This window comes from Nocardia sp. IFM 10818 (assembly GCF_054655275.1).
In genome coordinates this window covers 7,836,764-7,856,613 of sequence record NZ_BAAHJH010000001.1, presented here as the reverse complement: position 1 = coordinate 7,856,613, position 19,850 = coordinate 7,836,764, and the positions used below count along the sequence as shown (strand labels likewise).

Sequence of the window (19,850 nt, the reverse complement as noted above, 5' to 3'; positions counted from 1 at the left end):
ATTGTCTATAATCTATACATGGCGTTGAGTATCAAGCATCCGGAAGCCGACCGGCTCGCGCGGGAACTGGCCGCTCGAACCGGAGAGACCATTACCGACGCAGTCGTTATCGCGCTGCGTGAGCGGCTCGCACGCGAAACGGGTCGCTCTACGTCCGTGCCGTTGCGCAAGGAGTTGGCGGCGATCCGTCAGCGATGTGCCGCGCTGCCGGTCGTCGACAGTCGCGCCGCCGAGGAGATCCTCGGCTATGACGAGCACGGCCTGCCCAGCTGATGGTGATCGACACGTCAGCGGTTGTCGCCATGCTGAACAACGAGCCCGGCGCTGAGCGCTACGAGGCTGCGATCGAGTCCGATCCGGTGCGCCTGATGTCAACCGCGACCTACCTCGAGGCATCGATCGTCATCGAAGCCCGCTTCGGCGAACCCGGCGGACGCGAGCTGGATCTGTGGCTACACCGCGCCGGCGTGGAGCTGATCGCCGTCCACCCTGAGCATGCTCACCGGGCTCGACTCGCCTACCGGGAATACGGCAAGGGGCGCCACCCCGCGGGACTGAACTACGGGGACTGCTTCTCTTACGCGCTGTCCAAGGTCAGCGGGGAGCCTCTCCTGTTCAAGGGTGATGACTTCCCGCGCACTGATATCACCGCCGTCCAATTGCCTGATCTCGACGACGAAGAGGCTGACCACATCGCCTGACTTGACGGAGTGGCACCGCTAGCAGGTGGAACGCCGGTACTCGCAACGTCGCTGGGGTCAGCGGTAGTCGGCGATTGTCCAGAGGCGGAGGGTTTGGTCGGCGCTGCCGGTGGCGAGGAGGGTGCCGTCGGGGGTGAAGGCCACGGCGTGGACGGCGGCGGTGTGGCCGGTCAGGGGGTTGCCGATGGCGACGCGGGTTGCCATGTCCCACAGGCGGATTGTGCCGTCGCGGCTGCCGGTTGCCATCACACCGCTGTCGGGGGAGAAGGCTACCGCGAGGATGGGTTCGCTGTGGCCGCTCAAGGGGGTGCCGGAGAGTTTGTGGGTTGTCATGTCCCACAGGTGGATTGTGGCGTCGTCGCCGCCGGTGGCGAGCAGGGAGCCGTCGGGGGTGAAGGCGAGGGTGCGGATGGAGCCGTTGTGGCCGGCGAGGGGGAAGCCGGAGGAGGCTCCGGAGGCGGTGTGCCAGAGGCGGGCGGTGGCGTCGGCGCTTCCGGTGGCGAGGAGGGCACCGTCGGGATGGAAGGCGAGGGTGCGGACCGCGCCGGTGTGGCCGGTGAGCGCGGCGACATAAGGCTGGCGGGTGGCCACGGTCCAGAGTTGGGCGGTGGTGTCCTCGCTGCCGGTGGCGAGGAGAGTGCCGTCGGGGCTGAAGGCGACCGATCGGATCATGTTGGTGTGGGCGGTGAGTGGGTTGCCGATGGGGGCGTGGGTGGCGAGGTCCCAGAGGCGGGCGGTGCTGTCTTCGCTGGCGGTGGCCAGGAGGGTGCCGTCGGGATTGAAGGCTACGGCGCGGATCGAATTGGTGTGGCCGGTGAGGGGATCGGAGGTTTGCTCGCCGGTGTGGACGTTCCAGAACTGGGTGGTGTTGTCCTTGCCGCCGACCGCCAGGGTGGCGTCGGGGCTGAAGGCCAGGGCCATGATCTGGGTGCCGAGAGCCAGTTCGGTCGGTGTGGCCGTTGCGGTGCCTCCGCCAGTGGAATCGCCCGAGTCCTTGGCGTCGCGGGAGGTGAGGGCGAGGGTGGTGGCGGTGGCGGCGCCCAGCGCGAGGGCGGCCGCGCCGCCGATCAGCAGCCTGCGGCGCGTGATCAACTGTGGCGCAGGGGGTTCTGCAGGCGCCGGCGTGCCTCGCGGGCCGAGAGGGTACGGGGGCGGCGTGCCGGGGCGGCCCGCGTGCGGCGACGGTGCGCTCGACTGGCCTGCCTGCGGTGACGGCGGTCCTGATCGGCCCGCGTACGGCGATCGGACATCCTGTCGGCCGGACGGTGCGGGCGTGAACGGTTGCCCGGACGCGGGCGTGAAGGGATGTGCCGGGGTGACGGGCTGCCCGGGGGCCGGGGTGCGGCTCGGTTGGGCGAAGGGGAGATCCGAGCGGCTGGGATACAGCGGGGCGGGTGGTTCGCGGCGGCCGTGGGGGGAGGGGGCGGTTTCGGCTTCGTGGCCGAACCAGACCGGGGAATCCCGGGTTTCGGAGAGTTCGTCCGGGTCTGCTGTGATCGGGAGGCCCGCCACGGTTTCGCCGGAGCGTTCGACGGCGTCGCGGGCGGCGGCGGAGAAGGTGGCGCAGTCCGGATAGCGGGCGTCGGGGCGTTTGGCGAGGACCGTGGCGAGGACGACGTCCAGGCCGCTGGGGAGGTCGGCGCGGAAGTCGCGGGGGCGTGGGGGTGGGGAGTGCAGGTGGGCGGCGATGACCGCGGCGTCGTCGGAGCGGGGGTAGGGCGGCTCGCCGGTGAGAAGTTTGAAAAGGGTGCAACCGAGGGAGTAGATGTCGGCGCGGTGGTCGACGGGGCCGCCGCCGAACCGTTCGGGGGCGGCGTAGGCGAGGGTGGCGCTGACCCGCGAACCGGTTTCGGAGTCCTCCAGGCTGCGGGCGATGCCGAAGTCGCTGACGACGGTGCGCAGCGGGCCGCGGATTCCCTTTTCCACCAGGAGGTTGGCGGGCTTCACGTCGCGGTGGACCACGCCGTAGCCGTGGGCGTGGTCGAGGGCCTGGCCGGCGTCGGTGATCATGCGCACGGCCTGTTCGGCGGAGAGGCGGCCCCCTTCGCGGGCGAGCAGGGCGGCGGCGTCGCCGCCCTCGACGTACTTCATGGAGATCCAGAGGACATCGTCGCCGGGGGAGTTGCGGTCGTAGATGGGGACGATATTCGGATGGTCGAGGGCGGTGATGAGGGCGGCTTCGCGTTCGAAGCGGGCGCGGGCCTTGTCGTCCTTGGCGAAGGCGTCGTTCAAAACCTTCAAGGCGACCAGTCGGTCCAAACGGGGATGGCGCGCCAGGTACACCACGCCCATGCCCCCGGCACCCAGCTGCCGTTCGATGGCGTAGCCCGCGAACATCGTTCCAGGTTGTAACCGCATCGGGCATCACCTCCCCGCAACCCGTGCGCCGTGACGCAACAGTACGCCGTGACCACTCACGATTCGGTCACGAATGCCCGTTTATCGTCTGGCGCACGGTGTTTCGATAACAGGAGGTAATCATGAACCCGAGCGAAAAAGGTGACCAGCCGCAGGACCCGCAGGGCCCCAAGCCGGGCAATCAGGCCAATGGGGACAAAGGCGACCAGGTGCATCCCGGACCGCCCTGGAAAACCGGGCAGTGACTCAGAAACCGGGCAGTGACTCGTCCGCGAACCGGCGGGGCGGTAGCGGAGTGCTCGGCCATCGAGCGACCGGCGGCTACGCTGCCGCCGTTTGCGCTATCGCCGTACCGCCGTTCGCGGCGTGACTCGGACCGTCGTCGGCCGGATCACGGGTATCAACGCCCTCAGTAACCGTTGCCGCCGCCATTGCCGCCGCCGTAACCGTTGCCGCTGTTGTGATCGCGCTTCCACTCGTCCCTGTAGTGCTTCCAGCAGTAGTCCCAGTCGTAACCACGGCTGTCCCGATCGCAGTAGTAGTGGTAGCCCCGGTCATTGTTGTGATTGTCGGCGGAGGCGATCCCCGCGCCCGCCGGGAGCGCGAAGGCCGCGGCGGCCAGAACGACGAGGGTGCGCTTCAGGGTGTTCGACATGTGAAGGTTCCTATTGCTTTCCGTGTGTCCGGGAGGTGTTTCCCTTGCAAGCAATAGTGCTGGTCGCGGGCTTTTCGTTCCGTATGCCGCTACACACTCACAGTGTGTTCGCCCCGACACTTCGATTCAGCCTCGCTGGAATCGCTCCTTGAGCGGTTTCCGTTGGCGCGGTTGCGATTTCATGGAATCGGTCGGCGCCTTCACCTCGTACCGCCGGATATAGGCCCCGATGAACGCCTGCCCGCTGGCCGTCACCGGAATGGCCAGCAGCGCCCCCGTCGCCCCGAACAGCGCCGCACCCGCCAGCACCGCCCCGAAGGCCACCGCCGGATGCATGTCCAGGGTGGTCGCCGTGATCCGCGGTTGCAGTACATAGTTCTCGAACTGCTGATACAGCACGATGAATCCGAGAATCCACAGCGCCGTGCGCGGACTCTGCGCCAGCGCCACCAGCACCGGCAGCGCCCCCGCCAGATAGGTGCCGACCGTCGGAATGAACTGCGAGACCACGCCGACCCACAGCGCCAGCGCGAACGCCGACGGAATATCGAGCACCCGCATGGCCGCGTAGTGCGCGATGGTCGAGCAGAGCGCCAGCAGCGCACGGGAATACAGATATCCGCCGGTCTTCTCCACCGCGATATCCCAGGCCCGCAGCACATGCTCCTGCCGCTTGGGCGGCAGCACCGAGCACACCGCATTGCGGAACCGCGGCCCGTCGGCGGCGAAGTAGTAGGTGAACAGCAGCACGCCGAGCCCTTGGAAGAGCACGCCGATGGCGGTGGTGCCGATGCCCCACACATCCCCGGCCAGCCCCACCACATAGGACTCCAGCGTGGAACTGGCCTCGGTGGCCCATTTGGTGATGTCGTCGCCGGACAGCTCGGCGTGGAACGTCGAGTTGATCCACTCGACGCCGTCCTCGGCGTACTGTGGCGCGTTCTGCACCAGCGCGGTCACCTGATCGACCACCAATTCGCCCATGGTCCAGACGAATCCGACCAGCACCACCAGCACGATCAGGAAGACCGCCCCGGTGGCCGGACCCCGCCGCCAGCCGCGCGCCGCCAGCCAGTTCACCGCCGGTTCGATGGCGAAGGCCAGGAACAGCGAGACCACCAGCACGGTGATCAGTCCCTGCAGCTTCTGCAATCCCCAGAAGGTGATGACGATGCCCGCGACCGTGACCGCCGCCAGCAGATAGGCCCGCGGCAACCAGGCCGGAATCACCGACGAGATGGATCTGGGTTCGGGCTGGGCGTCTTCTTCCTCGCGCTCGGACACACTGGCCAAGGTAATAGCGCGGCGGCCCGCCCGGTGGGAGGGCCGCCGCGGTGCGTGTTGCTAGATGGTCGCGGCGTCGATGACGAAGCGGTACCGCACATCGCTGGCGACCACCCGGTCGTACGCCTCGTCGATGCGGTCGGCGGAAATGGTCTCGATCTCCGCCCCGATCCCGTGCTCGGCGCAGAAGTTGAGCATCTCCTGGGTCTGCGCGATGCCGCCGATCATGGATCCGGCCAGCGAGCGCCGGTAGCCGGCAATGGTGAAAGGCTTTACCGCGAGCGGGTTCTCGGGCAGTCCGAGGATCACCAGCGTGCCGTCCAGGCGCAGCAGCTTCAGATAGTCGTCGATGGGCAGCTCGGCCGACACCGTGTTCAGGATCAGATCGAAATGCCCGCGCAGCTCGCGGAAGGTCTGCCGGTCGCTGGTTGCGTAGTAGTGGTGCGCGCCGAAGCGCTTGCCGTCCTCCTGCTTGCTCAGCGAATGCGACAGCACCGTCACCTCCGCGCCCAGGGCGGCGGCGATCTTCACGCCCACATGCCCGAGCCCGCCCATGCCGATAATGGCGATCTTCTTGCCCGGCCCGGCATTCCAGTGCCGCAGCGGCGAGAACAGCGTGATGCCCGCGCACAGCAGCGGCGCGGCCACATCCAGGCCGATGCCCTCGGGAATGCCGACCACGAAGCTCTCGGTCACGACGACCTGGGTGGAGTAGCCGCCCATGGTGTAGCCGCCGGGCTGCACCTCGGGCGGGACCGTCGTGTTGTAGGTCATGGTCGCGCCGGGGAGGCAGTACTGCTCCTCCCCGGCCAGGCACGGTTCGCATTTCGCGCACGAATCGACCATGCAGCCCACACCGACCCGATCGCCCACCTTGTGCTTGGTGACCGCGGAGCCGACCGCCGCCACCAGGCCCGCGATCTCGTGGCCCGGCACGCACGGATATTTGGCCCCGCCCCATTCGTCCCGGGCGGTGTGGATATCGGAGTGGCAGATGCCCGCGTACTTCACATCGATCAGCACGTCGTGGGGGCCGAGCTCGCGACGCTCGATGGTGAGCTTCTCGAATCGGCCATCCGGTGCGGAGACGCCATAGGCGGCAGCAGTGCTCATGGGCTCCATTGTCGCTCGCGCGCCCGGCGCGGCGCGCTCGGCGTCTGCCGACCGGTCGGCATGCTGTGGCAATGGCGATTCTGCTGGCACTGGTGTCGATGTGCTCGACGCTCATCGGTGGGCTCGTGGCCGTCCGCATCGGCGAGCGCAAACGCCTCGTCCTCGGCCTGGCCGCCGGGCTCATGCTCGGCGTGGTGGCCTTCGATCTGCTGCCGGAGGCCCTCGAGCAGGACACCCGCGTCGCGCTCGGCGTTCCCGTGCCGATCCTGGGCGCGGTGGTCGGCTTCTTCACCGTGCACATCCTGGAGAAGGGGGTGGCGCTGCACAGCGGTCACGAGGACGAATTCGGCGCCCACCACCACGATTTCGCCACCGTCGGCCTGCTGGCCGCCTCGGGTCTGGTGTTCCACAGTTTCCTCGACGGCCTGGGCATCGGCTTCGGCTTCCAGGCCGGGTCGGCGGTCGGCTTCGCGGTGGCGCTGGCGGTGATCAGCCACGATTTCGCCGACGGCTTCAATACCTTCACCATCACCACGCTCTACGGCAATGCCCGCAGGCGCGGCATCATCCTGCTCATCGCCGATGCCGTGGCCCCGGTGCTCGGCGCCCTCGTGGGCACGCTGGTCAAGGTCCCGGAACAGCTGGTCGGTATGTACCTCGGATACTTCGCCGGATTCCTGCTCTACCTCGCCACCGCCGATATCCTGCCGGAAGCGCACGCGGGCAAGCCGTCCAAGTGGCCGCTGTTGTGCACCCTGGCGGGCGTGTGTTTCATGCTCGCTGTGACCGCACTCAGCCACTGAAACTGGTACACCAGTAGGTACAGACACGCCCACGACCGACGGGCGAACGGCAGTCGGGAGGGTTCATGTACGGCCGCATCCTCGCACTCCTGCTCACCGCCGTCGTCGCGGTGACGGCCTTCCTCGGCTACCGCGGCGATCTCACCGGCTGGCCCTTCCGCGAGGACTCCGTCACCGCCACCCTGGTCGGGCCGCCGCTGCCGCCCCTGGACACCGAACGCCTCTCCGGCGTGGTGGAACCCGCGCTGGTCAATATCACCGCCGGCATCCGCCCCTACGGTCTGGGCGCGGCCGGTTCGGGCATCGTGCTCACCGCCGAGGGACAGGTGCTCACCAGCCATCACGTCATCAAGGGCGCGGATACCGTGACCGTGTCGGATGTCCGCACCGGCGCCACCCGGCAGGCCGTGGTGCTCGGCTACGACTCGGGCGCGGATATCGCGCTCATCGAATTGTCCGGGGCGGACGGCCTTCCCATCGCCCGCATCGGCAGTTCCGCACCGCTGCGGCTCGGCGACCAGGTGCTGGCCATCGGCAATGCCGGGGGCACCGGCACGCCCACCGCGGTCGGCGGCGCGATCACCGGATTGAACAGCGATATCGTGGCCCGTAATTCGGCCGATCTGAGCCGGAAGACCTTGCACGGCCTGATCGAAGTCGCGGCCCCGGTCAGCGCCGGGCAATCCGGCGGGGCGCTGGTGGACCGGTACGGGGCCATCGTGGGCGTGGTCACCGCCGCGTCAGGGGAACTGTCGAAGGCTTTGGGCAACGGCCCCAACGGATATGCGGTGCCGATCGACACCGCCATGGAAGTGGTGCACCAGATCCGTTCCGGCACACCCACCGACACCGTGCACGTGGGTCCCACCGCGACCCTCGGCATCGTCACCTCCGATGCGCAGCAGCCCGCCGGCGCGCGCATCGACGTCGCCGTCTACGGACAGCCCGCGTATGCGGCGGGGCTCGTCGAAGGCGAGGTGATCACCGCCCTCGACGGCCGCGAGATCCGCACCGCCCAGAATCTGAAGGCCGCGCTCAACCTGCACAAACCAGATGACGTGGTGGAGTTGCAGATCGCCGTGCCCGGCGGCGGCCGGCGCACGGTGAGCGTGACGCTCACCGTGGGCCCGCCGAATTAGAAGGCGGTCACCGCCGGCATGGCCAGCGACCGCCAGTGATCCTGGAACTGGATGTACACGATGAGGATGACCACCGCGTAGTACACGGCGACCACGGTCCACCGCCACTCCACCACGATCTGCAGGAAGCCGCGGGACTTGCCCCACAGCTGCCCGGTCACTATGGCCAGCAGCGGCGGCACCACCGCCCACACCACCATGCACCACGGGCACAGCGCGCGGATATTGAAGACCGCCTCGTAGATCAGCCAGCAGATGAACGCCACACCCAGCAGCAGGCCGAACCACAGCCCGCCCCAGATCCAGCGCGGGAAACCGATGCCCGCCACCGCGAGCACCCCGAGCGTCACCACCACCGAGAACCCGACCACGCCGATGATCGGATTCGGGAAGCCGAACGCGGCGGCCTGATCCGACTGCATGACCGTGGTGCACGCGACCACCTGGTCGATATTGCACAGCGGCTGGAAACCCGGATCGGTGAAGAGCTTGAACTTGTCGACCAGGAGCGTCACCGACGCGCCCCAGCCGATCAATCCGCCCAGCAGCAAGGGCCAGGCGGATCTGGGCGGAGCCGCGATCATCACTTGGCCGCGGCCTCGATGACCGATTTCAGGCCATTCGGGCTCATCAGCGACTTGCTGTCCTGCACCTGCTCACCATTGACGTACACCGACGGGGTGGACTTGATGCCGGTGTCGAAGACCGCCTTGGTCTCGTCCTTCACATAGGCGGCGTAGGTCTGATCCTTGATGCCCTGCGCCACCGACGGATCGGTGTAGCCGGCCTCGGCGGCGATGGCGATGAGCTGATCGTCGGTCATGCCCGAACCGCCCTCCTCGGGCTGCTTGTCGAACATGAGCGACAGCCAGTTCTGGAACTTCGACGGGTCGCTGGCCGCCACCACGTAGGCCGCATTGGCGGCGCGGGTGGAGAACATGTTGTTGCCGGAGGCCCGGTCCAGGAACGAGATGATGTTGTACTCGACCTTGGCGGTGCCATTGGCGACCGCCTCCTCGAGGGCCTTGGAGTTGGCCTGCTCGAACATCTTGCAGGCGGGGCACTGCATATCGGCCACGACCTGCACCCGGACCTTGGCGTCGGACTTGCCGACGACGACGGCCCCGCCCTCGGTGACGTTCGCCGGCTTCGTGCTGGAGCTCGAGACGACCGGTGCGAAGGCCCCCGATGCGTCCTTGCTGTCGGACTTGCGCATGGCCAGACCGATGCCGATCGCAGCGACGAGGCCGACCAGTACGGCGGCCACGCCCACCTGAATGAAGATCTTTCGATTGCGATCGGCCCGCGCCGCCTTCGCGAGCGGATTCTTGCGATCACCCGGCTTGCTGCTCACCTGTGCGCTCACCACGCCTTTCGTCGTCACGAATCGTGCGGGCCCCATCTTCGCCCGTGAACCTGAGAGATTCCTTTTGAAGCAGGTCTGGGGAACGGCGCGGTGCGGTCCGGATCACGCCGAGGCCAGCCGCGCCTTCTGCTCTTCCACATCGAAGTTCGCGGGCGGCCAGTCCAGCTTCAGCCCTTGCAGGGCGTCGATCAGTAGTTCGGTGACGGCCAGCCGCGAGTACCACTTGTGATCGCAGGGCAGCACGTGCCAGGGCGCGTACTCGGTGCTGGTGCGATCCAGGACAGCTTGGTACGCATCCTGATACGCGGGCCAGTAGGCGCGCTCATCGATATCGTTCGGATTGAATTTCCAGTATTTGTCGGTGCGCTCCAGCCGCTCCATGAGCCGGCGCTTCTGCTCCTCGAGCGAGACGAACATGGCCACCTTCACCACGGTGGTGCCGCTGTCCACCAGCTTGGCCTCGAACTTGTTGATCTCGTCGTAGCGCTTCTCCCACACCTCGGGCGCCACCAGATCGTGCACCCGCACCACCAGCACGTCCTCGTAGTGCGAGCGGTCGAAGACGCCGATCTGCCCAGCGCGCGGCAGCTGCCGGCGAATGCGCCACAGGAAGTGATGCTTCTTCTCCTCGGCGGTGGGCACGCCGAAGGCCGCGTGATCCACGCCCTGCGGATCGACCGAGCCGATCACGTGCCGGACGATGCCGCCCTTGCCCGCGGTGTCCATGCCCTGCAGCACCAGCAGCACATTGCGGGTGTCGCCGGAACGGCCGTTGGCGTAGAGCTTCTCCTGCAGATCCGACAGCAGCAGCGAGCGTTCGGCGAGCAGTTGCTCACCGGCGCGCTTGCCGCCCTGGAAACCCGGCGTGGCGGAGGTATCGAGATCGCGCACCTTCACACCGTCGGCCTGCAGGACGGTGGTGACCGGTTGCGACCACTTCGGCGTCTTCTCCGACTTCAGTGCCTTGTCCGACTTCGCCGATTTCCCGGACTTCGCTGCCTTCTTCTTCGAAGCTTTAGCCATCCCACATGGTTAACACGGGGTGTCCGATCGTGCAGGCAAGCGCGCCGAAAAGTTCAGCCGCGCGCAAACTCGCTCAGATCCGCGCCAGATACATGAGCTGTTCGGCCAATTCGGCATCGGTGACCGGGGTGAGCGTCAGATCCGTGGCGGTGGTGAGCAGGTAGCGGCCGTCCCCGGAGAAATCCAGCCAGGTGCGATGCCGGGTCGGCGGGGACAGCGGATTCGCGGGTTCCACGGTGACGGTGATGAATCCGCGCGCGTCCACCGGTTCCCGCAATTTGCGGCGGAATCGTTCACCCTGGTCGACGGCCGGTGCGGGACCCAGCACCGTCTGCTGCGATTCGCGCATGACGTCGAGCCGCCCCGCCGGCGCCGAACCGATGATCTCCACCAGTTCCTGCCCGAGCTGCTCGGCCGGGCACATCAGCACCGTCACGGTCTCCGGCAGCGCGACCAGAATGCCCGCCCGCTGCTGGGCCACCGCCGCGAAGGCGAGTATCCGGCGCGGATCCGGCCCGCTGGTGCGCTCGCCGTACAGCGTGACGGTGGTGGTGTCGGTGCGGGCGCAGAGCATGAGCGCGGCCGTCAGCTCCGGATCGATACGGCGCAGCAGATGATTGCGCAATCGCGGTGCGGCGGCGCTGCTCTCGGCCGGGATCGGCAGCGTGTCGAGCGGGTAGGGGCGGCGCTCCAGATCGGTTTCGCGGGTCCAGACCAGGGCGAACTCATCCGGGGTCAGCATCCATTTCACGTGGCCGACCCCCCTTCCTGCGGTACGACCTCCGTCCCGTTCGCGACCCTACCCGAGGGAATTCGCGGTGGGGACCGGTCCGTCAACGCCCCTTACTGTGACGTGGCGCACGGTATGTTTCCGTGCCGCGATATGCGATCATGCGTGTCGGTCGGCTGCCTAGAAGATCGACGGCGCTGCGCCGCAAGCGAATAGCCGGAGGTGGAGATGAAATCCGTGCTGCTGACGGCCGTGCTGATCACGGCGAGCGTGTTCGGCGCCGGTATCGCGACCGCCCTGCCGATTCCCTCGCTCCCCGGCGCCGAGACGGAATTCCTCGGGGAGCCCGCGCGGCCGCGACCGATTCCCGACGTGCCCGCGGTACCGCAGCACCCGGGATTGGCGGCCAATGGCAATGCGGGCATTCACAACGACGGCTGGATGACCGACACCTACACCCGGCCCGGGCCGCTCGGCATCGACACCCGGGTGGACTCCCTGCTGCTCGGCAGCGAATGCGGCTCCATCGCCTTCGATCGTGCGGGCCGGATCGTGGCCACCTGCCCGGGACTGAATCCCGGTCTGTATCTGATCGATCCGGCCCAGCTGCGGGTGCTCGGCAAGTACCCGCTGCCGGGACGCGGCGCCGGAGAATTCCTGCGGCCGGGCGCGTTCACGAATTTCGGGGGCGGCGCGTACTTCTCGCTCGACAACCGGGATCGCGCGGTGGTCGGCGCGAGCAACGGCCATGTGCTGGTGCTCGCCGAGAACCCGGCCGCGGACGGCTTCACCCTCGAACGCGATTACGACCTGACGGGTGCGCTGCGCGAGGGCGAAACCCTCAACTCGGTCCTGCCCGATGCCGACGGCCTGCTCTGGTTCGTCGCCAAGACCAATGGCGTGGTCGGCACCATCGATCCGGAAACCGGTGCGGTGCGGGTCATCCGGCTCGGCAATGGCGCGGACGGGCAGATCCAGAACTCCTTCGCGGTCGGCGCCGAGGGCGATGTCTACATCGCCACCAACCGTGAACTGCTGCGCTTCGACGCCGGGCCCGACGGCGCGCCGGACATCACCTGGCGCGTCACCTACGCCAACAGCGGGCAGCGCAAACCCGGCCAGGTGGACGACGGCACCGGCACCACGCCCACGCTGCTGCCCGGCGGCTACGTCGCCATCACCGACAATGCCGACCCCATGAACGTGGTCGTCTACCGCACCGCCCCGGCCGCCCAGCGCGAGGTCTGCTCGGTCCCCGTCTTCTCGAAAGGCGCGAGCAGTACCGAGAATTCGCTCATCGGCGCGGGCAATTCCCTGATCGTCGAGAACAACTACGGCTACACCGGCCCGGAAGCCACCATGGGCGGCGGGACCACCACGCCCGGATTCGCCCGCGTGGACATCGAGCCCGGCGGCGCCGGCTGCCGTCTGGTGTGGACCAGCACCACGGTGGCCGCGCCCAGCGTCGTTCCCAAGCTGTCCCTGGCCACGGGCCTGATCTACACCTACGCCAAGGGCGCGGAGATCACCGACCCGTGGTACTGGACCGCCCTGGACTTCCACACCGGAAATCTGGTGTGGCAGCGGCATTCCGGATCGGGCCCGCTGTTCAACAACAATTACGCGGGCCTGGCCCTCGGTCCCGACGGAGCCGCCTATCTGGGGACGCTCGGCGGTTTGATCACCGTGCGCGACGGCGGCCCGTCGTAGCGAACACCCCGGCTCAGATGGTGGTGACCTCGATGGTCATGCCCGCCTTGCGCAGCCGGTCGGTGAGCGCGTCGCCCATGGCCGAGGCGGGGGTGAGGATGCCCGCGATCTCGGGGAGCTTGTCGAAGGCCAGCGCCAACCCGGACTGGCCGAGCAGGACCGAGGTGGCCTGATAGCCCGGATCGCCCTGAGCGGCGAAGGTGCACAGGTACTTCGCGCCCGAGGTGGTGTGGGCGAAGGTGCGCATGGTGAACCAGCCACTGCGGCGGGCCTTTTCGTCCGGTCCGGTGCCGGGCTTGGGGACCACGCGGTCGAGCAGCTTGCGGCCGAAGCCCACGCGCGACAGGACCGCGCCGGCCGCCATGGTCGCCACGATGCCGCCGCTGATACCGGCCGCCACCAGCGGGGCCGCGGGCGAGGATCCGGCCGACATGACCTCGCGGTAGCGGAAGTTCTTGCCGTACGGCCAGCCCAGCAGCCCATTGGTGCGGCGCACGATCTTGGTGTTGTGCGCGGCCATGACGAAGGTCGCCACCCAGCCGCGCAGGCTCGGATCGATGTTCTCGGCGCGCTCCAGGGCCTGATCGGTCTGGCGGCCCACATCCGGATCCATGGTCTTGTCCGGGCTCAGCGAGTACGGATGCGACATGATCGAGGCCTTCTTCGGGTCGGCCGCAATGGCTTCCATCATGGCGCGACCGGAATCGACGGTGCCGCCGCTGACCCCGCCCTTGAGCGCGGCCACCAGGGTGGTGTCGGTGAGCTCGCCGGTATTGTCCGCGACACTGCGCTTGTAGAGCTGGTACACGCTCAGATCCGACGGAATCGAGTCGTAGCCGCAGGAATTCACGATCTTCGCGCCGGTCTCGGCGGCCTTGTCGCCGAAGCGGTCGATGCATTCGCGGATGAACAGCGGCTCACCGGTCAGATCGGCGTAGTGGGTGCCGTTCTCGGCGCAGGCCTGCACCAGCGGCAGACCGTAGCGCAGGTAGGGGCCGACGGTGGTGACGACGACCTCGGTGCGCGCCGCGAGCGCGTCCAAGCTGGCCTGATCGGTGGAATTGGCCTGTACCAGCTGCCATTCCGCGGCCGCCGGCCCGAGTTCGGCGCGCACGGCGGCGAGTTTCTGCGGCGACCGGCCGGCCAGGGCGATGCGCGCCCCGGCGGGGGCGGCCTCCCGCAGATACTCCGCGGTCAGTTTGCCGACGAAACCGGTCGCGCCGAATAGCACGATGTCGAATTCGCGTTCTGCCATGATGTTCCGTCCGTTTCTCGAGTTCGGGGTAATCCCGATGCGCCGCCCTGGAGGTTCGGGGGCGAAGCCCCTGAGAGTCCCGAGAGTTGGGTCAAGCCTTTGCGGCGCGCTTCTTGGTCTTCTTGGCGGGCGCGGTGGTGGGTGTGGCAGCCGGGCGGCCGGCCAGCCATTCGTGATGGGCGCGGCCGAGTTCGGTGACCGGATCGTCGCCGTAGAGCCATTCGCGGGCAATGCGATGCCAATTGCCGGTGGCCTCCAGTTGGCCGAGCATGCCGAAGGTGAGGAAGTCGGCGCGGCGTGAGAACAGGTGCTCCGGCGGCAGATTCTGCTGCTTCATGCCCGCGAACTCGCTCGCGCGCGGGTCCACCGCCAGCACGAACGCGCCCGAGGCCAGTTCGGGGGTGATGGTGAGCTCCTCGTCCACCAGCGCCCATTCGCAGGCCGCCAGCACGTATTCGAGGCACTCCTCCGGCGTGATCTCCTCCGGCGATTCGATGATCCCGCGTTCGACCATGAGATTGCGCAGATCTTCGGCCCGCTCCTCGGCGGCCGCGCGAATGCAGATGGCCTCGAACTGCACGTGCTCGGGATCCATCCGGTTGTAGAGCCCGAAATCCAGGAAGGCCACGCGCCCGTCCGGCCCGAGCAGCAGATTGCCCGGGTGCGGATCACCGCAGAATTCATTGAAGGTGAACAGCGAACCCACATAGAACCGGTAGATGATCTCGCCGATCCGATTGCGTTCCGCGGCGGGCAGTTCCCGGATCTCCTCGAAACCCTTGCCCGAGAAGTATTCGCTCACCAGCACCCTGGTGGTGGACAGCTCCGGCATGGTGCTGGGCACGAAGATGAACGGATGCCCGGTGAACAGTTCGGCGATCTGCTTCTGGGTGGTGGCCTCGGCGACGTAGTCGAGTTCGCTCTCCAGGTTCAGCCGCAGCTCGTCCAGCACCGCGGGCGTCACCCACGGCATGGCCTGCTGCAGGATCCGCCGGAACATGGCCAGGTTCTTCAGGTCCGCGCGCACGGCCGCGTCGATGCCCGGGTACTGCACCTTGACCGCGACCTCCCGGCCGTCGTGCAGCTTCGCCTTGTAGACCTGCCCGATGGAGGCGGCCGCAATGGGCTCCGGATCGAATTCCGCGAAGACTTCCTTGATGGACTTGCCGTAATCCTCCTCGATCACGGCCTGCATGACCTCGAACGACACCGACGGCGCGCTGTCGCGCAGCACCGCCAGCCGCCGCTGGAACCGCTCCCGATGCTGCGGCGGCACCAGATCCAGATCCAGCACCGACAGCATCTGCCCGAGCTTCATGGCTACGCCCTTCATGGTGCCCAGCACCATGACCATCTGCTCGGTCGCCCGGATCATGGATTCCTCGGCCATGCGCGCCCGCACCGCCTCCGACCGTCCCCGCATGGAACGCCGGGTGCGCTGCGCGCGTATGGCATTGCCGGCCACGGCCATTCCCAGCTTCGTCCCCCGCGCGAGCCTGGATGTGGGCAGCTCTTTCGCCATCAGTGACCCTCCATAGGAGCCGGCGCCCCCTTCGGAGCCGGCGCGGCGGATCACCCCGGTGTGCCCGCCTCGGTTCAGCCTAACCACATGACGATCATCGAGCCCAGCGTCGAAACGGCCAGGCTTTCCGGAGTCCGGATCAGTCCACGTTCTCCGGATCCGGCAGCACGTGCTGCCGGGAGTTGAACCACACGCGATCTCCGCCCGCGCGCACCATGCCCTCGATGGCGCTCCACGCCATCATGGTCAGGTAGTCGAGCATTTCCTCGCTGGACATGGTGCGGTTGGTGATCCACCAGTCCGTCGCCAGCTGCACGCCGCCGACCAGCACGTAGGCCCACAGCATGGCGCCTTCGGTCTGCACCTTGCGGTCGAAGGCCTTGTCGATGATGACGGCCGACACCACCTGCGCGAACAGCTTCTCGAAATCGGCGAGGGTGGAGGTGTCGGTGGACGCGCCATTGCCCATGATGAAGCGGTAGACGTCGGTATCGGCGTCCACGGTGTGCACGTACGCGGCGAGCGTATTGCGCACCAGCTGGTATTCGTCGAGATCATCGCTGATGGCCTCGTAGATGCGCGGCATCAGCGTGGTCTCGATGAACCGCTCCATGGTGGCGCGGGTCAGATCCTGCTTATCGGAGAAATACCGGTACAGCACGGTTTTCGAGACGCCGATCTCGGCGGCGATCTCGTCCATGCCCACATCCCCGCCGCGCTTGCGGATGGCGGCGAGGGTGCCGTCCACCAGTTCCTCGCGACGGTCGATCTTGTGTTGCTGCCAGCGCCGCTTCCGGCCGTCCACCCGGCCCGCCGTGCGGGTGCTGCCGGCGGCGTCGAGGGCGGCGCTCACGGTGCCCTTGGTGCTCACGCTTCCGTACCTCCTGCGAACCCCGCGCGGCTATCGGCGTCGACGACTGTGTGGGTAGACAGCGTGGGCTCCTTGTTCGCGTGTTGTGCTGGGCCTATTCAGCTTAAGCCTCGCATGCTCGGGTACGCCGTTGTTCGGGACCGGCCCGGTACGAGGGAGTAGGTCACAGCAAGCAGCAGAATGGAACATATGGAGCAACCTGCCGGCAGCGCCGGGGTACTCGAGAAGAGCGGGCGAGCGCCGAAGCCGACCGCCCCGCCGGGCGGAGCATTCGCCGACCTCATGGACGAGGAGGGCAAGAAGCGCGAACTCTGGCGTATGAAGGCCATCGCCACTGGATTCCTCCTGGTGGCGACGGTGATCTACCTGTTCTGCCGCTGGACCGAATCACGCGGCGCGGGCGGGGAGTGGGTGGGTTATGTGCGGGCCGCGTCGGAGGCGGGCATGGTCGGCGCGCTGGCCGACTGGTTCGCCGTGACGGCGCTGTTCCGGCATCCGCTGGGCCTGCCCATCCCGCACACCGCCATCATCCGGAAGAAGAAGGATCAGCTCGGTGCGGGCCTCGGTGATTTCGTCCGCACCAATTTCCTGTCTCCCGACGCCGTCGCGGAGAAGGTGAATTCCGCGCAGATCTCGCTGCGGCTGGGCCGCTGGATGGCCGATCCCGAGCATGCCGCGCGGGTCTCCGACGAGAGCGCCACCATTCTGCGTGCGGTGGTCGGCGTGCTGCGCGACGAGGACGTCGAGCAGATCATCGACCAGACCATCGTCAAACGCATTGCCGAACCGCTGTGGGGCCCGCCCATCGGCAAGGTGCTCGACGAGCTCATCTCCGAGAACCGGCAGGCCCCGCTGCTGGATCTGCTGGCCGAGCGCGCCCACCAGTGGGCTCTCGATTCGCAGGAGACCATCGACCGCATCGTGAATCGCGACGCGCCGGGCTGGGCGCCGAAATTCGTGAACTCGCTGCTGGCCGAGCGGATTTACCGGGAGCTGGTGGAATTCACCTGGAAGGTGCGCACCCAGCCCGATCACGAGGTGCGGCTGGCGGCCAATCGCTTCCTCGAGGATTTCGCGCACGATCTGCAATTCGACGACGCCATGATCAAGAAGGCGGAACGGATCAAATCCGAGCTGATGGGCCGCGAGGAGATCACCGGCCTGGCGCACGCGACCTGGCGCGCGGCCAAGCGGATGATCCTGGAATCGGCCGAGGACCCCCATTCCACGCTGCGCCGCAAGGTGCAGGAGAACGTGCAGACCCTCGGCGAGCGGCTCTCGACAGATCCGGAGATGCGCGACAAGGTGGACGGGTGGCTGGAGCGCGGCGTCCGGTATCTGGTCGCCAACTACGGCGACGAGTTCGCGACGCTGGTCAGCGATACGGTTGCTCGCTGGGATGGCGAGGAGGCCAGTCGCAAGATCGAATTGGCGGCGGGCAAGGATCTGCAATTCATTCGCATCAACGGCACGGTGGTCGGTTCGCTTGCGGGCCTGGCCATTTATACGGTTTCCCACGTGCTCTTCAATGGCTGATCGTTTGTCCAGAAATGGCCTCCGACGTGGCCGCCGGGCGTTTGCCCATCAAGTGCTAGCAGACTGCTTGCAAGAGCTAGCACCCCGTTCTAGAATTGACCGTACAACCGCCGGAAGGTGAGTGATGAAACACGATCCCGAGGTTCCCGAACCGGCCGACGGCGATAAGGCGGAGACGTCCGCCGACGCCGAAGACCTGACGGGCCGCGTCGCCAGCGCGGCACACGACATCGGGGGCTTCATCCGGGCGCAACGCGAGGCCGCCCAGGTCTCCTTGCGTCAGCTCGCACAGCTGGCGGGGGTGAGCAATCCGTACCTGAGTCAGATCGAGCGCGGACTGCGAAACCCGTCCGCCGAGGTGCTCGCGCAGATCGCGAAGGGTCTGCGGGTGTCCTCGGAGGTCTTGTACATGCGGGCCGGGTACCTCGAACAGAGGCCGCACGGCCCGGTCCGGGACGCACTGCTGGCCGATACGCATCTGACCGAACGCCAGAAACAGGTGCTCCTGGATATCTACGAATCGTTCCGCCGGGAAAACCAGGCGAACGAGGACCGAGGGGACGCGACGGACCCGAAGGGGGGCGTCCCAGGGGGAAAAGAGGGCCGTGACGCCCTCAGGGACAACGAGGTTCCGCACCGCACCGAAGTTCCGCCACGCCAGGAGAACGAATCATGACCGAACCCAGGATCAGCACCGCCACCGTGACCAAGCCGCTCTACGCCGGCATCGGCGCCGGTGACGCCATCTACGCCTCCTTCCTCGACATTGTCGAGAAGCTGCGCACCCGCGCCCAGTCCGCCGATGTCAGCGGCCGCGTCGAAGAGGCCCGCGAGCGCTTCGCCAACCTGCCGGCCGATGTCCAGGAGCAGGTCGAGGTCATTCGCCAGCGCGTCGCCGCGCTGCCGTCCGAACTGCCCGAGGACCTGGCCGAGCTGCGCGAGAAGGCCACCCCCGAGGAGCTGCGCCGGCTGGTCGACCAGTACTACCACTCGCTGCTCGACCTCTACGCCGATCTCGCCGCCCGCGGTGAGGAGACCGTGGAGAAGCTGCGCGCCAACCCGACCTTCGAGGAGCGCTTCGAGCAGGTCGAGTCCCTCTACAAGGACCTGGTCGCGCAGACCCAGGACGTCGTGGAGAAGGTCTCCGACCAGGTCGCCCCGCTGCTGGGCCGCCAGGCCAAGGAAGAGGCCGAGGAGGAGGCCGTGGACGCCGAGGTCGTCGGCGTGACCACCGAGTCCGAGCCCGCGCCGGCCCCGGCCGCCAAGAAGGCCGCCCCGGCCAAGAAGGCGCCCGCCAAGAAGGCCCCGGCCAAGAAGGCCGCGCCCGCCGCCAAGAAGTAATTCCGCTCGGGCGCGAAAATAGCTGCGGCCCTCGCACATTCCGTGTGCGAGGGCCGCGGTCGTGTGCGGCGGCGCGCGCCGCTCGCGTTTTCAGCGGGTGACCGGCGCGCCGCCCGCATATGATGGATCGGGTGATGGGAATTCCCGGAATCATTCTGACCGTGATTCAGCTCGGCGCGATCGCCATGACGGTGTTCGCGCTGATTCATGCCATCCGGCAGCGTCCGGACGCCTTCACCGCCGTCGACAAGCTGAGCAAGCCGATCTGGATCGCCATTCTGGCGGCCGCGCTGGGCGGTCTGCTGCTGGCCCGGACCCCGGTGGGGCTGCTGGGCATCGCGGCCATTGTCGCGACCGGCGTCTACCTGGCCGATGTGCGGCCCAAGGTGGACGAGATCCAGCGCGGTCCGCGCTGGTAGCGCCTACTCCTGAGGCCGCCGCAC

At 67.6% G+C, this 19,850-nt stretch carries 21 protein-coding genes; 10 read left to right on the top strand and 11 right to left on the bottom strand.

The genetic code is table 11. The features are described 5' to 3' along the window. Positions 1 to 18: 18 nt before the first annotated feature. Together ACYQ5L_RS36385 and ACYQ5L_RS36380 are read left to right on the top strand one after the other, a co-directional pair. On the top strand, positions 19 to 273 hold the full coding sequence (locus tag ACYQ5L_RS36385) for a type II toxin-antitoxin system VapB family antitoxin (RefSeq protein ID WP_459962746.1): 255 nt from the start codon (positions 19 to 21) through the stop codon (positions 271 to 273). Next, positions 273 to 701 carry a type II toxin-antitoxin system VapC family toxin gene (locus ACYQ5L_RS36380; protein WP_459962745.1) on the top strand — a complete coding sequence of 143 codons (429 nt, stop codon included), beginning with the start codon at positions 273 to 275 and terminating at the stop codon, positions 699 to 701. The genes ACYQ5L_RS36385 and ACYQ5L_RS36380 overlap by 1 nt, the downstream gene beginning before the upstream one ends. A 57-nt stretch (positions 702 to 758) precedes the next feature. Here ACYQ5L_RS36380 and ACYQ5L_RS36375 read toward each other — a convergent pair whose 3' ends face one another. Next, on the bottom strand, positions 759 to 3,059 hold the full coding sequence (locus tag ACYQ5L_RS36375; RefSeq protein WP_459962744.1) for a WD40 repeat domain-containing serine/threonine protein kinase: 2,301 nt from the start codon (positions 3,057 to 3,059) through the stop codon (positions 759 to 761). A 122-nt stretch (positions 3,060 to 3,181) separates the two neighbouring features. On the opposite strand from ACYQ5L_RS36375, the gene ACYQ5L_RS36370 reads away from it, so the two are divergent. Continuing rightward, entirely contained in the window at positions 3,182 to 3,304 is a 123-nt protein-coding gene (locus ACYQ5L_RS36370; protein ID WP_379200939.1) for a hypothetical protein, read from the top strand. 164 nt (positions 3,305 to 3,468) lie between these two features. Here ACYQ5L_RS36370 and ACYQ5L_RS36365 read toward each other — a convergent pair whose 3' ends face one another. The 3 genes from ACYQ5L_RS36365 to ACYQ5L_RS36355 form a co-directional block, all read right to left on the bottom strand. Then, complete coding sequence (locus ACYQ5L_RS36365; protein ID WP_459962743.1) at positions 3,469 to 3,714, bottom strand: hypothetical protein; 246 nt, start codon at positions 3,712 to 3,714, stop codon at positions 3,469 to 3,471. 126 nt (positions 3,715 to 3,840) lie between these two features. Beyond that, positions 3,841 to 4,998, bottom strand: coding sequence for an AI-2E family transporter (locus ACYQ5L_RS36360; protein WP_459962741.1), 1,158 nt, complete (start codon positions 4,996 to 4,998; stop codon positions 3,841 to 3,843). Between the two features lie 60 nt (positions 4,999 to 5,058). Next, the gene (locus ACYQ5L_RS36355; protein WP_459962740.1) at positions 5,059 to 6,111 is read right to left on the bottom strand and encodes an NAD(P)-dependent alcohol dehydrogenase; all 1,053 of its coding nucleotides are present in this window, start codon (positions 6,109 to 6,111) and stop codon (positions 5,059 to 5,061) included. Positions 6,112 to 6,182: 71 nt separating this feature from the next. Here ACYQ5L_RS36355 and ACYQ5L_RS36350 point away from each other — a divergent pair, with 71 nt between their 5' ends. Both ACYQ5L_RS36350 and ACYQ5L_RS36345 read left to right on the top strand, forming a co-directional pair. Next, entirely contained in the window at positions 6,183 to 6,914 is a 732-nt protein-coding gene (locus ACYQ5L_RS36350; protein WP_459962739.1) for a ZIP family metal transporter, read from the top strand. A 65-nt stretch (positions 6,915 to 6,979) separates the two neighbouring features. Then, complete coding sequence (locus ACYQ5L_RS36345) at positions 6,980 to 8,053, top strand: S1C family serine protease (RefSeq protein WP_459962738.1); 1,074 nt, start codon at positions 6,980 to 6,982, stop codon at positions 8,051 to 8,053. Here ACYQ5L_RS36345 and ACYQ5L_RS36340 read toward each other — a convergent pair. The 4 genes from ACYQ5L_RS36340 to ACYQ5L_RS36325 all read right to left on the bottom strand — a co-directional run bounded on the left by ACYQ5L_RS36340 (position 8,050) and on the right by ACYQ5L_RS36325 (position 11,184). Then, complete coding sequence (locus ACYQ5L_RS36340) at positions 8,050 to 8,637, bottom strand: vitamin K epoxide reductase family protein (RefSeq protein WP_459963649.1); 588 nt, start codon at positions 8,635 to 8,637, stop codon at positions 8,050 to 8,052. The two genes, ACYQ5L_RS36345 and ACYQ5L_RS36340, sit on opposite strands and share 4 nt — an antisense overlap. Further along, positions 8,637 to 9,437: a DsbA family protein gene (locus ACYQ5L_RS36335; RefSeq protein ID WP_459962737.1), complete on the bottom strand. Its 801-nt coding sequence runs from the start codon at positions 9,435 to 9,437 to the stop codon at positions 8,637 to 8,639. Before ACYQ5L_RS36335 ends, ACYQ5L_RS36340 begins: the two co-directional genes overlap by 1 nt. Before the next feature lie 84 nt (positions 9,438 to 9,521). Further along, positions 9,522 to 10,379 (bottom strand): polyphosphate kinase 2 family protein, encoded by an 858-nt coding sequence (locus ACYQ5L_RS36330; RefSeq protein WP_459963648.1) that lies wholly within the window; start codon positions 10,377 to 10,379, stop codon positions 9,522 to 9,524. Between the two features lie 136 nt (positions 10,380 to 10,515). Then, entirely contained in the window at positions 10,516 to 11,184 is a 669-nt protein-coding gene (locus ACYQ5L_RS36325) for an ESX secretion-associated protein EspG (RefSeq protein WP_459963647.1), read from the bottom strand. 216 nt (positions 11,185 to 11,400) lie between these two features. Here ACYQ5L_RS36325 and ACYQ5L_RS36320 point away from each other — a divergent pair, with 216 nt between their 5' ends. Continuing rightward, positions 11,401 to 12,882 (top strand): NHL repeat-containing protein, encoded by a 1,482-nt coding sequence (locus ACYQ5L_RS36320; RefSeq protein ID WP_459962736.1) that lies wholly within the window; start codon positions 11,401 to 11,403, stop codon positions 12,880 to 12,882. A 13-nt stretch (positions 12,883 to 12,895) separates the two neighbouring features. Here the strand turns inward: ACYQ5L_RS36320 and ACYQ5L_RS36315 are convergent, their stop codons facing one another. The 3 genes from ACYQ5L_RS36315 to ACYQ5L_RS36305 all read right to left on the bottom strand — a co-directional run bounded on the left by ACYQ5L_RS36315 (position 12,896) and on the right by ACYQ5L_RS36305 (position 16,530). Beyond that, positions 12,896 to 14,137 carry a saccharopine dehydrogenase family protein gene (locus tag ACYQ5L_RS36315; protein WP_459962735.1) on the bottom strand — a complete coding sequence of 414 codons (1,242 nt, stop codon included), beginning with the start codon at positions 14,135 to 14,137 and terminating at the stop codon, positions 12,896 to 12,898. Positions 14,138 to 14,228: 91 nt separating this feature from the next. Beyond that, positions 14,229 to 15,659, bottom strand: a complete 1,431-nt coding sequence (locus ACYQ5L_RS36310) for an ABC1 kinase family protein (protein WP_459962734.1) — start codon at positions 15,657 to 15,659, stop codon at positions 14,229 to 14,231. Between the two features lie 139 nt (positions 15,660 to 15,798). Next, on the bottom strand, positions 15,799 to 16,530 hold the full coding sequence (locus tag ACYQ5L_RS36305) for a TetR/AcrR family transcriptional regulator (protein ID WP_379200958.1): 732 nt from the start codon (positions 16,528 to 16,530) through the stop codon (positions 15,799 to 15,801). Positions 16,531 to 16,719: 189 nt separating this feature from the next. Here ACYQ5L_RS36305 and ACYQ5L_RS36300 point away from each other — a divergent pair, with 189 nt between their 5' ends. The 4 genes from ACYQ5L_RS36300 (at position 16,720) to ACYQ5L_RS36285 (ending at position 19,826) form a co-directional block, all read left to right on the top strand. Further along, a complete protein-coding gene (locus ACYQ5L_RS36300; protein ID WP_459962733.1) occupies positions 16,720 to 18,066 on the top strand; it encodes a DUF445 domain-containing protein in 1,347 nt (448 codons plus the stop codon). A gap of 124 nt (positions 18,067 to 18,190) precedes the next feature. After that, on the top strand, positions 18,191 to 18,742 hold the full coding sequence (locus ACYQ5L_RS36295) for a helix-turn-helix domain-containing protein (RefSeq protein ID WP_459962732.1): 552 nt from the start codon (positions 18,191 to 18,193) through the stop codon (positions 18,740 to 18,742). Next, the gene (locus ACYQ5L_RS36290; protein WP_459962731.1) at positions 18,739 to 19,407 is read left to right on the top strand and encodes a heparin-binding hemagglutinin; all 669 of its coding nucleotides are present in this window, start codon (positions 18,739 to 18,741) and stop codon (positions 19,405 to 19,407) included. Before ACYQ5L_RS36295 ends, ACYQ5L_RS36290 begins: the two co-directional genes overlap by 4 nt. A gap of 122 nt (positions 19,408 to 19,529) precedes the next feature. Then, a complete protein-coding gene (locus tag ACYQ5L_RS36285; protein WP_379201087.1) occupies positions 19,530 to 19,826 on the top strand; it encodes a DUF2516 family protein in 297 nt (98 codons plus the stop codon). Positions 19,827 to 19,850: the final 24 nt, after the last annotated feature.

Bases quoted from the DNA above. Each gene is read 5' to 3' on its own strand.
- ACYQ5L_RS36295 (WP_459962732.1), top strand. From the start codon at position 18,191: ATGAAACACGATCCCGAGGTTCCCGAACCGGCCGACGGCGATAAGGCG.
- ACYQ5L_RS36285 (WP_379201087.1), top strand. From the start codon at position 19,530: ATGGATCGGGTGATGGGAATTCCCGGAATCATTCTGACCGTGATTCAG.
- ACYQ5L_RS36345 (WP_459962738.1), top strand. From the start codon at position 6,980: ATGTACGGCCGCATCCTCGCACTCCTGCTCACCGCCGTCGTCGCGGTG.
- ACYQ5L_RS36380 (WP_459962745.1), top strand. From the start codon at position 273: ATGGTGATCGACACGTCAGCGGTTGTCGCCATGCTGAACAACGAGCCC.
- ACYQ5L_RS36340 (WP_459963649.1), bottom strand. From the start codon at position 8,637: ATGATCGCGGCTCCGCCCAGATCCGCCTGGCCCTTGCTGCTGGGCGGA.
- ACYQ5L_RS36365 (WP_459962743.1), bottom strand. From the start codon at position 3,714: ATGTCGAACACCCTGAAGCGCACCCTCGTCGTTCTGGCCGCCGCGGCC.
- ACYQ5L_RS36310 (WP_459962734.1), bottom strand. From the start codon at position 15,659: ATGGCGAAAGAGCTGCCCACATCCAGGCTCGCGCGGGGGACGAAGCTG.
- ACYQ5L_RS36325 (WP_459963647.1), bottom strand. From the start codon at position 11,184: ATGCTGACCCCGGATGAGTTCGCCCTGGTCTGGACCCGCGAAACCGAT.
- ACYQ5L_RS36350 (WP_459962739.1), top strand. From the start codon at position 6,183: ATGGCGATTCTGCTGGCACTGGTGTCGATGTGCTCGACGCTCATCGGT.
- ACYQ5L_RS36320 (WP_459962736.1), top strand. From the start codon at position 11,401: ATGAAATCCGTGCTGCTGACGGCCGTGCTGATCACGGCGAGCGTGTTC.
- ACYQ5L_RS36300 (WP_459962733.1), top strand. From the start codon at position 16,720: ATGGAGCAACCTGCCGGCAGCGCCGGGGTACTCGAGAAGAGCGGGCGA.
- ACYQ5L_RS36370 (WP_379200939.1), top strand. From the start codon at position 3,182: ATGAACCCGAGCGAAAAAGGTGACCAGCCGCAGGACCCGCAGGGCCCC.
- ACYQ5L_RS36355 (WP_459962740.1), bottom strand. From the start codon at position 6,111: ATGAGCACTGCTGCCGCCTATGGCGTCTCCGCACCGGATGGCCGATTC.
- ACYQ5L_RS36375 (WP_459962744.1), bottom strand. From the start codon at position 3,059: ATGCGGTTACAACCTGGAACGATGTTCGCGGGCTACGCCATCGAACGG.
- ACYQ5L_RS36290 (WP_459962731.1), top strand. From the start codon at position 18,739: ATGACCGAACCCAGGATCAGCACCGCCACCGTGACCAAGCCGCTCTAC.
- ACYQ5L_RS36315 (WP_459962735.1), bottom strand. From the start codon at position 14,137: ATGGCAGAACGCGAATTCGACATCGTGCTATTCGGCGCGACCGGTTTC.
- ACYQ5L_RS36385 (WP_459962746.1), top strand. From the start codon at position 19: ATGGCGTTGAGTATCAAGCATCCGGAAGCCGACCGGCTCGCGCGGGAA.